This window comes from Clostridium tepidiprofundi DSM 19306, assembly GCF_001594005.1.
GTDB classification, from domain to species: Bacteria; Bacillota; Clostridia; order Clostridiales; family Clostridiaceae; genus Clostridium_AC; species Clostridium_AC tepidiprofundi.
Map to the genome: position 1 here is coordinate 68,672 of NZ_LTBA01000005.1, position 13,994 is coordinate 82,665.

Here is a 13,994-nt window from a genome sequence, read left to right on the forward strand (position 1 = left end):
AAGTATTTTTTGTTTAATATGATATATCTTTAGTGTATAATTATGTTTAGAGAGCTATGAGGAGTGAATTGAGTGGATATATTGAATTTAATAATAAACACATTGAAAAATATAACTATATTTTCCATATTGGATATTATAGTTGTATCGATTATTTTTTATGAAATATATAATTTAATAAAGGAAACAAGAGCTTTTCAATTATTGAAAGGTATATTATTAATACTGTTATTAATTCCTATTAGCGATTTTTTACAACTCAAAACATTACACTGGATTTTAAACAAAACTATAACAATTGGAGTTTTGACTATTGTAATTATTTTTCAACCGGAAATACGAAAAGCACTAGAGCATATTGGAAGAAAAACTTTCACTGATAAGCACATATTTGGAAATGAAGAGATAAGAAACAAAGTGGTGACTGAAATAGTAAATGCGGTTGAAAATTTAGCACAGACAAGGACTGGGGCATTGATTATAATAGAGCAAAGGACAGGATTGGGAGATGTTATTGATACAGGAACAAAGATAGATGCAATAGTGTCTTCGGCTTTGCTTGAAAATATATTTGTTGTGAATACTCCTCTTCATGATGGTGCTACCATAATAAGAAATAATAGGATAGTTGCTTCAGGATGTTTTTTACCTTTGACAACTCAAGATGAAGTAAATAAAAAGTTGGGAACGAGACACAGAGCTGCAATAGGAATTTCGGAGGTATCAGATGCACTTGTTATAGTTGTATCGGAAGAAACAGGTATAATATCCCTTGCTATAAATGGTAAATTAATAAGAAAGTATGATAAGGATAAATTAAAGAGTGTGCTGCTTAAGGTTATAACTAATAGACAGGATAAAAAAATAACATTGAAAGAGAGGGTAATGGCATGGAAAAAGAAAATAAAAACCAATGGATAATTAAAATTTGCTGCGTTTTTGCGGCTTTTGTTTTATGGCTTTATATTTCCAACATGGAGAATCCAGTCATAACATATACTTTAAAGAATGTTCCTGTCGAATTAAAGAATGTTGATAGTTTGAGTCAATATAAGCTAGTGCTGACTGATAAAGAGGAGCATTATGTTAACCTGTCTTTGAGGGGGATTGCTTCAGATGTATACAAATTAAAACCTGATGATTTTAAAATAGTGGCTGATTTGAGTGCATACAGGGTCAAGAATGGGGAAAATAGAATACCTATTGAAATAAAAAAATCACCTGAAAATGTAAGTATAAACAATAGTAATGGTTTATGGGTTAGTGTTGATTTAGACGAGCTTATTGAAAAGACAGTTCCAGTTAAAATCAATGTTCAAGGTAAAGTTGCAGAGGGGTATTATGCTTATAATCCAATAATAAAACCAACAGATGTAATTGTTTATGGGGCATCAAAATACGTCAATGCGGTTAGTAAAGTTGAGGCAGATGTTTATATTAACAAAGAAGACAAAGATATTACTGTATCAACAGCATTGATGGCTGTTGATTTGGCAAAACGAAGCATAAAAAATGTTAAAATTCAGCCTAATTTTGTTGATGTTTTGATTCCAATTAAAAAGATTAAAACTGTAGATGTTAAAATTGAAACTAAAGGAGAACTAAATAAAAAATATGTTTTAAGCTCAATAAATTTAGATATAGATAAAGTTTTAATTGTAGGAGATAAGGATATACTAAAACGTGTTAATTATTTAAAAACTGAGCCAATAGATTTAAGCAAAGTCAATGAAAGTACAGTAAAGGAAGTTAAATTGATAGTTCCTGATGGTATAAAACTGGTTAATGATACAAACTTAGTGAATGCAAATATTGAAATTGAGAAGATAGCTTATAAAAATCTAACGTTAAACATTGATATTAAAAATTTAGCAGAACAATATGAAGCTGAACTCGATAGTAATGATGTATCGCTAGTTATTCAGGGAGTAGAGAGTGATATTAATGCTTTATATGATGGCATTGTAAAATGTCAAGTTGATTTGACAGATCTCGGAGAAGGAAAGCATGTAATACCTATTGAAGTGGATTTGCCTAAGAATTTGACTATAATATCTCAAAATCATAAAACGGTAAATGTTACCATTAAGAAAAAAGATGAAACAAATGGAGGAAAACAATGACAATTAAGATAAGTAATATTATTTTAGATATAAATGAACCAGAGGAAATATTAAAGAATAAAGTTGCTAAGAAACTAAATATTAAAGAAAAGTATATTAAAGAAATAAAAATATTAAAAGAATCTATTGATGCAAGAAGGAAAAATGCAATTAAATTCAATTATGCTGTAGGTGTTGAGTGTAGTGATGAAGATAAAATTATCAAAAGATGTAATGATAAGGATATTACAATTGATAAGAAGAAATACATTCCTGAGATTCAATTTGGGAGTAAGAAGTTAAGTACAAGACCCATAGTTATAGGTATGGGTCCTGCTGGCATGTTTGCAGGATTGGTTTTGGCAAGAAATGGGTATAAACCTATTATCATTGAGAGGGGTCAAAATGTTGATGATAGGACAAAAACCGTTGAGAGTTTTTGGAGAACGGGTAAATTAGATACTGAATCTAATGTTCAATTTGGAGAAGGTGGTGCAGGTACATTTTCGGATGGAAAATTGATGACAAGAATAAAAGATTATAGATGTGATTATGTATTAGAAGAATTGATAAATGCTGGTGCTCAGAGTGAAATAATATATAAAGCTAAGCCACATATAGGTACTGATGTATTAAAGAAAGTTGTTAAAAATATCAGAGAAACAATTATCAGCTTAGGAGGAGAAATAAGGTTTAATAGCAAATTAGAAGATATTGTAGTAGAAAATAGTGAATTAAAAGGTATTGTTGTAAATGGAGAAACTATTCCTTGTGAAGCATTAATATTGGCTATAGGTCATAGTTCAAGGGATACTTATGAAATGTTATATAAGAATAATGTTTTCATGGTACAGAAGCCATTTGCTATTGGTGTTAGAGTGGAACATAATCAAAAAATGATAAATAAAAATCAGTATGGTAAATTTGCAGAGCATCCACGATTGAAAGCAGCCGAGTATAAATTAACGTATACGAGTAAAGAACTAAATAGATCTGTATATAGTTTTTGTATGTGTCCTGGAGGAAAGGTTGTTGCAGCGGCTTCAGAAAATGGACGATTAGTTGTAAACGGAATGAGTTATTCATCTAGAGACGGTGAAAATGCTAATTCTGCCATAGTTGTTTCAGTTGGTCCTGATGATTTTGAAGGAAATTCTCCATTGGCAGGAATTGAATTTCAGCGCCGTTATGAAGAATTAGCATTTAAAATTGCAGGTGGAAACTATTTTGCACCAGTTCAGCTTGTACATGATTTTTTAAATGATAGTATTTCAAATAAAATTGGTAGTGTTAAACCAACATATATGCCAGGATATGAGTTTTGTGATTTAAGAATGTGTTTGCCTGAATATGTGGTTAAATCATTAAAGGAAGCTTTCGTAAAATTTGATAGGAAAATAGAAGGTTTTGCAGGAAAAGATGCAATTTTTACAGGTATAGAAACAAGAACTTCATCACCAATCAGAATTCAAAGGGATGATAATATGCAGAGTGTTTCAGTAATGGGATTATACACTGCTGGAGAGGGTGCTGGATACGCTGGAGGTATAGTATCAGCAGCAGTTGATGGCATAAAAGTTGCAGAATCGATAATTAAAGAATGGAATTATTTAAAGTAAACTTTCAGAAAACTTGGACTTTAACCAAAATTTTTGTTAAAATAGAATTGAGATTAAAAGATATGGTCGGAGGGTATGTTATGGGTAAAAGAAGTTATGTTTTAGTAATTAATCCAGGTTCAACATCAACAAAACTAGCATTATTTAATAAAGATAAGAAGTGCATAGTAATGAGTAGCATATCTCATTCATCTGATGAAATTGAAAAATTTGAAAAAATATATGATCAGAAGGATATGAGAACAGAATTAATAATGAATTGGTTGCGTGAAAAAGGTGTGGCGTTAAATGAACTTGCTGCAGTAGTTGGTAGAGGAGGACTATTAAGACCCATGCCAGGCGGTACATATAATGTAACTCAGAGAATGCTTGAAGATTTAAAAAATGGTTTTCAAGGACAGCATGCTTCAAATCTTGGAGGAATAATTGCAAATGAAATCGCAAAAAAGGTTGACATTCCTGCATTTATAGTTGATCCAGTAGCAGTTGATGAAATGAATGATGTTGCAAGACTTTCTGGACTTCCAGAACTCCCAAGACGTTCTTTAGTGCATGCATTGAATATTAAAGCAGTAACAAGAAGAGTATGTAAAAAATTAGGTAAAGATTTCGAAGACAGTTCTTATGTAGTAGCACATCTAGGTGGAGGTATTTCAGTTTCCCCTGTAAAAAATGGAAGAATATTAGATGTAAATAATGCAAATGAAGAAGGACCATTTTCTCCAGAAAGAGCAGGAGGGCTTCCTGTTGGTGAAATTGTGAGAATGGCTTTTAGTGGAGAATATGACCAAAAATCCCTTAAGAAAAAAACAGTAGGTCAAGCTGGACTAGTAGGATATTTAAATACAAATGATGGAAGAGTTGTTGATAAGATGATAGATGAGGGAGATAGCAAAGCTGAACTTGTATTAAAAGCAATGGCTTATCAAATAGCAAAGGAAATAGGAGGTATGGCTATTGCATTAAAAGGAGATGTTGATGCTATTATTTTGACTGGTGGTCTTGCTCATAATAAGAGATTAACAGAATGGATAGATGAAAGGGTTAGTTTCATAGCTCCTGTTGAACTTGTACCAGGAGAAGATGAAATGCTTGCACTTGCAGAAGGTGCTATTAGAGTTTTACTTGGAGAAGAAGATGCTAAAATTTATGAAGACGAGGTGAAACTATAATGATTAGGAATTTTAATGAGGTGTTAAAGCAGGTTAAAGAGAATGATATAAAAACGGTAGCGGTTGCTGTTGCTCAAGATGAACCTGTACTTGAGGCAATTAAAGCAGCACATCAAAATGAGATTGCAAATGCTATTTTAGTTGGTAATGAAGAAGAAATAAAAAATATAGCTAAAAAAATTGATTTAAAATTAGATGATATTGAAATCATTCATGAGGCTGATACTAGGAAAGCTGCTATTAAAGCAGTAGAATGTGTTTCATCAGGAAAAGCAGACATGGTTATGAAAGGATTAGTTGATACTGCTACTTTCTTAAGAGCTGTTTTGAATAAGGAAATAGGGCTTAGAACAGGCAAGCTTATGTCGCATGTAGCTGTTTTTGAAATACCTAAATTCGATAGATTGATATTTGTTACAGATGCTGCTTTTAATATGTATCCAGAATTAAAAGAAAAGATAGATATTGTAAATAATGCTGTTACAGCTGCACATGCAGTTGGAATTGAGACACCAAAAGTAGCACCAATATGTGCTGTTGAGGTGGTAAATCCAAATATGCCTGCAACTCTTGATGCGGCTGCACTATCACAGATGAATGCAAGAGGACAAATTAAAGGATGTATTATTGATGGGCCACTAGCGACAGATAATGCTCTATCTGAGGAAGCTGCAAAACATAAGAAGATATCTAGTCCAGTTGCTGGTAAAGCTGATATATTATTAATGCCTAACATAGAGGCTGGAAATGTAATGTATAAAACTTTAACGTACACAGCAGACTGTAAAAATGGAGGACTTTTGGTTGGAGCAGCTGCACCTGTAATTGTAACATCAAGGGCGGACACATATGAAACAAAACTGAATTCAATAGCATTGGCTGCATTAGTAGCTGAACTTATGAAAAAGTAATACTAAAAATATTTAATGCATTTACTGCTAAGGCACACTCAAATAAATAATAAGCTGGTATACTAGTCTATTTGATTTATTATTTATTTTCATATGTCTAAGAGCAAATGTAAAAGCATAATATGTGGAGGGAATAATATGGCTTATAAATTGTTGATAATTAATCCAGGTTCAACTTCTACTAAAATAGGAGTATTCGAGGGTGAAAAACCTTTATTGGTTGAAACATTAAGGCATACTTCAGAAGAAATAGGAAGATATCCATCAATATACGATCAATTTGAATTTAGAAAAAATGTAATTCTTAATGTGTTGAAAAATAGGAAATTTGATATAAATGAGTTAAGTGCTGTTGTGGGTAGAGGTGGATTATTAAAATCAATTGAAGGCGGAACTTATACAGTAAATGATGCTATGCTTGAAGATTTGAAAGTTGGTATTCAAGGACAGCATGCATCTAATCTAGGAGGAATAATTGCAAATGAAATTGCAAAATCATTAAATATTCCAGCATTTATTGTTGATCCAGTTGTCGTTGATGAAATGGAAGATGTTGCAAGATTATCTGGTATGCCTGAAATTCAAAGGAAGAGCATATTCCATGCTTTAAACCAGAAAGCTGTTGCAAAAAGATATGCAAAAGAGAATGGCAAAAAGTATGAAGAAGTTAATGTTATCGTAGCACATATGGGTGGCGGTGTATCAGTAGGAGCACATAAGCAAGGTAAAGTAGTAGATGTAAATAATGCATTAGATGGTGAAGGACCATTTTCACCTGAAAGAGCAGGAGGACTTCCTATTGGTGCATTAATAAAGATGTGTTTTAGTGGTAAATATACAATTGAAGAAATCAAAAAGAAGATAAATGGTAAGGGTGGTTTTGTAGCTTACTTGAATACTAACGATGCTAGAGAAGTTGAAAGTAGAGCATCAGAAGGAGATAGAGAAGCTAAACTTGTTTTTGAAGCTATGGGTTATCAAACAGCCAAAGAAATAGGTAAATGTGCAGCAGTTTTATCAGGAAAAGTTGATGCAATAATTCTTACTGGAGGAATTGCTTACAGTAAAACAATGGTTAGCTATATTGAAGAGAGGGTTTCATTTATTGCACCAGTTGTGGTATATCCAGGAGAGGACGAACTTTTAGCATTAGCTATGGGAGGTTTAAGAGTTCTTAATGGAGAAGAAGAAGCAAAAGAATACAAATAAGCTGCAATAAATCATTATTGCATTGGTGGTGAAAAAATGAGCAGAATAAGAATATTTACTGGACATTTTGGAAGTGGTAAGACAGAAATAGCGATTAATTATGCTATAAGACTTGCGGATAAAGGGAAAAAGGTTGCTATTGTTGACTTGGATATAGTAAATCCATATTTTTGTGTAAGAGAAATAAAGAAAGAGCTTGAAGAGAAAGGTATAAAAGTTATTTCTTCAAATCCTGAATGGGTTAATGTTGAACTTATGGTAGTGCCACCAGAGGTGATATCTATATTTAATGATAAAACATATGAAGTCGTTATGGATGTTGGTGGAGATGATTCAGGTGCTATTGCACTTGGACAGTATAATAGATATTTTAGTCAAGAACCTTATGATATGTATTTTGTAATAAATAATAATAGACCATTTACTTCAAATTCATCAGATACAGAGGAATACATTAGAGATATTGAGAGAGCATCTAGGCTTAAAGTTAATAATCTAATTTCTAATACTAATTTATCATATGAAACTACTGAAGAAGATGTAATTAAAGGTGATAAGGTGGTTAAGGAATTATCTGAAAAAGTTAAAATTCCATACAGATATGTAGTTTGTGAAGAAAAACTAGCAAAGCAGATTGAAGGTAAGGTACATGCAGAAGTATTTGGTATAAATCTATTTATGATGCCTCCATGGCGAAAATTATAACATTGTATTAAAAAATTAATTATTAATTTTTTAATAAACATGAGCTTTAAAAGCTTATTTATATTAGTTTAGTCCTTAATTTTCATGGGATTATAATCAATAAGGAGGGAAATTGAATGCCAAGAGTAACTTTCAGGGAAGACAGATGTAAGGGTTGTGGACACTGTATAACAGCCTGTCCTAAAAACATCATTAGTTTTTCAGAAAAATTAAATGTTAAAGGATATCATCCAGCAACTATAACAGAGGAAAAGATGAAAGAATGCATTGGATGTGCTTCTTGTGCAAAAATGTGTCCAGATTTAGTTATTACAGTTGAAAGATAAGAGGAGGTAAGCCAAATGGGAGAAAAAATATTAATGAAGGGTAATGAAGCTATAGGTGAAGCTGCTATTAGAGCAAATTGCCAAGCTTTCTTTGGATACCCAATTACTCCACAAACAGAGGTAGCTGCATATATGGCTAAGAAAATGCCTAAATTAGGTAGGGTTTTCTTACAAGCAGAAAGCGAAGTTGCTGCAATTAACATGATATATGGAGGAGCAGGTGCAGGTGCTAGAGTTATGACATCTTCAAGTTCTCCAGGAATAAGCTTAAAAGCTGAAGGTATTTCATATATTGCAGGAGCAGAGCTTCCATGTGTTATTATTAATATTGTAAGAGGAGGCCCTGGTCTTGGAGGTATTCAACCAGCTCAATCAGATTATTTCCAAGCAACTAAAGGTTTGGCTCATGGCGATTTCAATTTACCAGTATTTGCACCATCTTCAATTCAAGAAATGGTAGATTTAATTCAAGATGCATTTGATGTAGCAGATATGTACAGAACTCCTTGTATGGTTATGGGAGATGGTATGCTTGGACAGATGATGGAACCAGTTGAATTCAAAGACAGACAAAAGAGAGAATTACCTGAAAAGACTTGGGCTGCTACTGGACTAAAAGGAAGAAAACAGCACAATGTAATCAATTCACTGTTCTTAAAACCAGAAGAATTAGAAGAACATAATTACAAGCTTCAAAGAAAATATGAAGAAATAAAGAAAAATGAAGTTAGATATGAATTATATAATTGTGAAAATGAAGTTGATTTAATTATAGTGGCTTATGGTACAACTTCAAGAATATGTAAGAATGTAGTTAAGATGGCTGAGAAAGAAGGAATTAAACTTGGTTTAGTAAGACCAATAACAATATGGCCATTCCCTGTTGAAGCTTTTGAGAAAACAATAGATAAAACTAAGCATGGTTATTTAGCTGTTGAAATGAGTTGTGGACAAATGGTTGAGGATGTAAGATTAGTTGTTGAAGGAAGAAAACCTGTTGATTTTTATGGAAGAACAGGTGGTATGGTTCCTCATCCTGAAGATATATTGAACAAAGTTAAAGAAATTGTAGGAGGGGATAAATAATGGCTATAGTATTTGAACCTACAAAAGCAATGTTAGATGTACCTACTCACTACTGTCCTGGATGTACACATGGAATTATTCATAGATTGGTAGCTGAGGCTTTAGATGAATTAAATGTTGTTGACAAGGCTATAGGTGTTGCACCAGTTGGATGTTCAGTTCTAGCATATGATTATTTTGCTTGTGATATGTTTGAAGCTGCACATGGTAGAGCACCAGCGGTAGCAACAGGGATTAAAAGAGTTAATCCTGATGCAGTAGTGTTTACATATCAGGGTGATGGAGACCTTGCTGCAATAGGTACAGCTGAAATAGTTCATGCTGCAACAAGAGGAGAAAATATTGTAACAATATTTGTAAATAACTGTATATATGGTATGACAGGTGGACAAATGGCTCCTACTACATTACCAGGACAGGTGACAGAGACAACTCCATATGGAAGAGATACTAAAACGGCTGGTTATCCGGTAAGAGTATCAGAAATGATATCTACATTAACTGGTGCTTGCTATGTAGAAAGAGTATCAGTGGATACTGTTCCAAATGTAAATAAAGCTAAAAAAGCAATCAAAAAGGCTTTCCAAAATCAATTAGAGGGAAAGGGATTTTCTTTAGTTGAAGTGCTTTCAATATGTCCAACTAACTGGGGATTATCTCCTGATGAATCAATGAAATGGTTAAGAGAAAATATGATTCCTTACTATCCTCTAGGAGTTAAAAAAGATACAACAGGGGAGGCGAAATAATATGGCAGCACAAGAAATTATATTTGCAGGATTTGGTGGTCAGGGTATTTTATCAATGGGTAAATTCTTAGCATATGCTGGAATGGATGCTAATATGAATGTTTCATGGTTGCCTTCTTATGGACCAGAAATGCGTGGTGGTACTGCAAACTGTTCAGTAATAGTATCAGATCAGCCAGTTGGTTCTCCTATAGTAACTGATCCTACAACTGTGGTAGTTATGAATAGACCTTCACTTGATAAATTTGAAGAGCAAATTACTAAAGGTGGACTTTTGATAATGGATAGCGACCTTGTAAATAGAGAACCTGAAAGAAATGATATAGAAGTAATCAAGATTCCAGCTCAAACTGAAGCAGAAAAAATAGGAAACAAGAGAATAGCAAACATGGTTCTTTTAGGTGCTTTAGTTGAGAAAACTAAGATAGTTGAAATGGATGTTCTTATAGAGGCTCTAAGAGCACATGGTAAAGAAAAATTCTTTGAAGCAAATAAGAAAGCTCTTATGAAAGGTGCAGAATACGCTAAATAGAATAAGATAGAATAAAAGAACCTCTGGAATTTCCAGAGGTTCTTCTGCTGTTCCTCTGAGGTAGAGACAAATTTTGGGAGATGCTTTGAAACGTTGATGCAGAAGGGGTATAGATGCATTACATATTTTGGGAGCACCTCAGAGGTGTATAGAGCTTTAATTAAATCTTATATTTTTGATAAATAGAGGAAAAATTTTCTTTACAACATAACAATGTTATGTTATCATAATGTTGTATAAGAAGATTGTATTTTAGTGATTTGTAATCTGATTTAGAGGTCTGCTTAATTTTTTTTAACACTAAATGTAACAATGTTTTGTTATGCGGGTTTTATCGATTTTGCAAGACGCCCACTTCTATAAGTGGGAAATGAAGCTTTTGCTTTAGCAAAACGAGTTCACTGAATACGGGTTTCATAGGAGGTTAACAAAAATTGGAACGACCTCTGAGGAAACTAAATATAGAAAGGAGATTGTATCATGGAAAATAATTTAAGAAATTTGAAGATTTTTGGTTCATCAGATCAACCTGGAGGTATTTATAATAATGTTCTCATAAATGGTTCAGGGGATATAGAAGGTGATTTGCAATGTAATTCACTCAAGATAAATGGTTCAGGGGATATTAATGGTGATTTAAAGGCAGGTTTTGTGAAGATAAATGGTTCAGGGGATATTAATGGTAATGTGGAGGCTGAAGATATTATAATAAATGGTTCAGGAGATATTAATGGAGATGTAATATGCAAGAGTATAAAGATAATGGGTTCAGGAGATGTTGATGGAAACGTACATTCTGATGAAGTAACTCTAATGGGATGCTCTGATATTAAAGGGAATTGTGAAACAGAAATATTTAATTCTAGAGGGGCTTTTGATATTGAAGGACTTTTAAATGCTGGAGAAATTAATATTAATCTTAGGGGAGAAAGCAGTGTAAAGGAAATTGGAGGGGAAAGGATAGAAGTTAGAAAATGCAATGACTTTAAAATAGGAAAGTTATTTAAAATATTTACAAATACAGTATGTAGCTTGGAGTGTGATGTTATAGAAGGAGACAGTATTTTTCTTGAAAACACCACAGCTGATATAGTTAGAGGAAATGATATTGTTATAGGGTATGGATGTGATATAGAGAGGGTTGAATACAGAAACAATTTAGAGATTATTGATGGTGGAGAAGTTTCGAAAAAAGTTAAAATATGAAAATTACTTTATGTAATTGAGAAAGTTTGCACTATGTAAATATAAATATGTTTTAAAAGAGAAGTAGTGTAAATACTTTACACTATCGGAAGATATTAAGAGGAGTGATTATGAAGAATAAAAATAGTTTTAGAAAAAAGCTGAATGTATATAGAGCACGTTTTATTATAAGTATGAAAATGTATTTTAGATATCCGGTGAATTGTATATTAACATTTTTGAGCCTTTGATTTGGCCTACGCCATTCTATTTTATGGGCAAAAGTTTTTAACTATGCTTGCTTTAGGGCTGCTTGGGAATTGGATATTTATGAGGATAGAGAAAAAATGTAGAATGAAGGGTGTAATAGGGACACATTAAATACAAAAATAAATAATAACAAAAGAAATATTTATTGGTTTAAAATGGAAAGAGGTTGATTTATGAGTCGAGAGTTGATTTCCAAAAAAGATTTGTTGGATTTAACGGGTATATCCTATGGACAACTTTATAGATGGAAAAGGAAAAAACTTATACCGGAAGAATGGTTTATCAAAAAATCTTCTTTTACTGGACAGGAAACGTTTTTCCCTAAAGAAAAAATATTGGATAGAATAGATAAAATTAAGAATATGAAGGATGATTTATCATTAGATCAAATAGCAAATATGTTTGCACCAAAATTAGCGGATGTATTTTTGAATAAACATGAACTTAAAGAAAAGGGCATATTATCTGATATTACTCTTAATATATATTCAAGTATTAATGGTGAGGAAGAAGCCTTTTCGTTTGAAAAAATATTGTTTTTGTATACGGTTGAACTGTTTATAAAATCTGGAGAGGCAAGTATCGAGGAAGGTAAAAATATCTTATTAACATTAGAAGGTAATTACAGAAAATTTAAGAGTAAAGGTTGCGAAGTGATACTTGTAAGAAAATTTGGTGTAGCGATATGTATATTGATTTCACCACAGAGTGAAATATTCATAGAAGATTCTGCTAAATTTATCAAAAAGATTAATATGGCTAAGTGCATTGAGGAATTAAAGATTAAAATATTTGGTAAAAGCACCATAAATAATATAAAATAGTAATGGATGAGTTTTTAAAATTTTTTAGGGGGCTGAAAAATGGAAACCAAAAAAAGAGATTTAATAATTTCAGGTGCTGGTAAAACAGTAGGTGGAAGTTATAATGATGTAAAAATTAGCGGTTCAGGATTAATTGATGGTGATATTGAATGTAATACATTCAGTAGTAGTGGGGCAGGGAACATTAGAGGAAACATTAAATCGGATTTTGTGAAGATTAGTGGTGCATCTAAAATAGGCGGAGATGTTAATTGTAAAGAAATTAAAGTTAGTGGCAGTACAATTGTTATTGGAACTTTAAATGCTGATAGAATAGGAATATCTGGAGTGATAAAAATTGGGAAAAATGTTACAACTGAAAGTATTAAAATATCAGGTGCATTGAAAATAGATGGTGATTGTGAGTGTGAATGCTTTGAATCAAGTGGAAAATTTAAAATATTAGGATTATTGAATTCAGAGACAATAGATATGACTATAGGAGGAAAATGTAAAGTTAAAGAAATTGGGTGTCAAAAGATAAGAGTAAAAAAGGACGAGAGTGGTGGATTTAGTAAAATAATGAAAGCTTTGTTTGCTGAAAAATATTATCTTATAACGGATATAATTGAAGGTGATGAAATCTATTTAGAAAATACTATAGCACAGGTGGTTAGAGGTAATAATGTTGTTATAGGTTCAGGATGTGATATTCAAATTATTGAATATCATGATAGTATTAGCATTGATGATAAATCAAAAGTTATAGAAATTTCACAGGTATAAGGAAGCCAGGGTTCGTATGCTAGGAGGGGAAAGAAGGTACTAGGGGCTAGGAATTAGGTACTGGGAGGAAAGACAAGGTACTAGATGCTAGGGATGAAACAAGTTTGCAAGTTTGCTAGAGGGCTAGGTGGCTAGTATAAATTTGGTATCTGCCCATCAGCATCATTTAGGAATCAGGTACTAGCAGGAAAAGAAGGTACCAGGTTTTACTCTCTAACTAAGTCACAATTTGTTTTGGTGATTGGCGATTGGTGATTAGTGATTTTGTTTTAGTCTCTAGTCTCCAGCATAAATTTGTGACTTGCAATGTTAGTTTGATAGTATGTCAGAGTGCTAGACTGCTAGTTTCCAGTACAGATTTGTGACCTGAGAACTACTATCTATTTAAGAACAAAGTTCTAAGTATTAATTTTCAGCAAAGTCACAATTTGTTTTGGTGATTGGCGATTAGTGATTTTGTTTTAGTCCCCAGTCTCCAATCTCTAGTACAGATTTACAACTTGAAAACTAGTATTTTATTAGGGAAGACAAGGTACTAG

The 13,994-nt window shown here is 32.4% G+C and carries 14 protein-coding genes; all 14 read left to right on the forward strand.

From position 1 onward, the window contains the following. Positions 1–72 precede the first annotated feature (72 nt). The 14 genes from cdaA to CLTEP_RS04285 all read left to right on the forward strand — a co-directional run bounded on the left by cdaA (position 73) and on the right by CLTEP_RS04285 (position 13,455). Positions 73–921 (forward strand): diadenylate cyclase CdaA, encoded by an 849-nt coding sequence (gene cdaA / locus CLTEP_RS04220; protein ID WP_066823098.1) that lies wholly within the window; start codon positions 73–75, stop codon positions 919–921. After that, complete coding sequence (locus CLTEP_RS04225) at positions 891–2,123, forward strand: CdaR family protein (RefSeq protein ID WP_066823102.1); 1,233 nt, start codon at positions 891–893, stop codon at positions 2,121–2,123. Before cdaA ends, CLTEP_RS04225 begins: the two co-directional genes overlap by 31 nt. Continuing rightward, positions 2,120–3,721, forward strand: coding sequence for an NAD(P)/FAD-dependent oxidoreductase (locus tag CLTEP_RS04230; RefSeq protein WP_066823104.1), 1,602 nt, complete (start codon positions 2,120–2,122; stop codon positions 3,719–3,721). The genes CLTEP_RS04225 and CLTEP_RS04230 overlap by 4 nt, the downstream gene beginning before the upstream one ends. Before the next feature lie 80 nt (positions 3,722–3,801). Continuing rightward, positions 3,802–4,893 carry a butyrate kinase gene (gene buk / locus CLTEP_RS04235; RefSeq protein ID WP_066823152.1) on the forward strand — a complete coding sequence of 364 codons (1,092 nt, stop codon included), beginning with the start codon at positions 3,802–3,804 and terminating at the stop codon, positions 4,891–4,893. Beyond that, positions 4,893–5,804, forward strand: coding sequence for a phosphate butyryltransferase (ptb, locus tag CLTEP_RS04240; RefSeq protein WP_066823106.1), 912 nt, complete (start codon positions 4,893–4,895; stop codon positions 5,802–5,804). The genes buk (CLTEP_RS04235) and ptb overlap by 1 nt, the downstream gene beginning before the upstream one ends. A 138-nt stretch (positions 5,805–5,942) precedes the next feature. Further along, on the forward strand, positions 5,943–7,013 hold the full coding sequence (gene buk / locus CLTEP_RS04245) for a butyrate kinase (RefSeq protein WP_066823107.1): 1,071 nt from the start codon (positions 5,943–5,945) through the stop codon (positions 7,011–7,013). Between the two features lie 36 nt (positions 7,014–7,049). Next, positions 7,050–7,718: a nucleotide-binding protein gene (locus CLTEP_RS04250; protein ID WP_066823108.1), complete on the forward strand. Its 669-nt coding sequence runs from the start codon at positions 7,050–7,052 to the stop codon at positions 7,716–7,718. Positions 7,719–7,834: 116 nt separating this feature from the next. Then, the gene (locus tag CLTEP_RS04255) at positions 7,835–8,044 is read left to right on the forward strand and encodes a 4Fe-4S dicluster domain-containing protein (protein ID WP_066823109.1); all 210 of its coding nucleotides are present in this window, start codon (positions 7,835–7,837) and stop codon (positions 8,042–8,044) included. A gap of 15 nt (positions 8,045–8,059) precedes the next feature. Further along, positions 8,060–9,130, forward strand: a complete 1,071-nt coding sequence (locus tag CLTEP_RS04260) for a 3-methyl-2-oxobutanoate dehydrogenase subunit VorB (RefSeq protein ID WP_066823110.1) — start codon at positions 8,060–8,062, stop codon at positions 9,128–9,130. Next, positions 9,130–9,879 carry a thiamine pyrophosphate-dependent enzyme gene (locus CLTEP_RS04265; RefSeq protein ID WP_066823112.1) on the forward strand — a complete coding sequence of 250 codons (750 nt, stop codon included), beginning with the start codon at positions 9,130–9,132 and terminating at the stop codon, positions 9,877–9,879. Before CLTEP_RS04260 ends, CLTEP_RS04265 begins: the two co-directional genes overlap by 1 nt. 1 nt (position 9,880) lies before the next feature. After that, a complete protein-coding gene (locus CLTEP_RS04270; RefSeq protein ID WP_066823114.1) occupies positions 9,881–10,411 on the forward strand; it encodes a 2-oxoacid:acceptor oxidoreductase family protein in 531 nt (176 codons plus the stop codon). A gap of 480 nt (positions 10,412–10,891) precedes the next feature. Continuing rightward, entirely contained in the window at positions 10,892–11,617 is a 726-nt protein-coding gene (locus tag CLTEP_RS04275) for a polymer-forming cytoskeletal protein (RefSeq protein WP_066823116.1), read from the forward strand. A gap of 422 nt (positions 11,618–12,039) precedes the next feature. Beyond that, on the forward strand, positions 12,040–12,690 hold the full coding sequence (locus CLTEP_RS04280; protein ID WP_066823118.1) for a YhbD family protein: 651 nt from the start codon (positions 12,040–12,042) through the stop codon (positions 12,688–12,690). A 39-nt stretch (positions 12,691–12,729) separates the two neighbouring features. After that, complete coding sequence (locus tag CLTEP_RS04285; RefSeq protein WP_066823120.1) at positions 12,730–13,455, forward strand: bactofilin family protein; 726 nt, start codon at positions 12,730–12,732, stop codon at positions 13,453–13,455. Positions 13,456–13,994 lie beyond the last annotated feature (539 nt).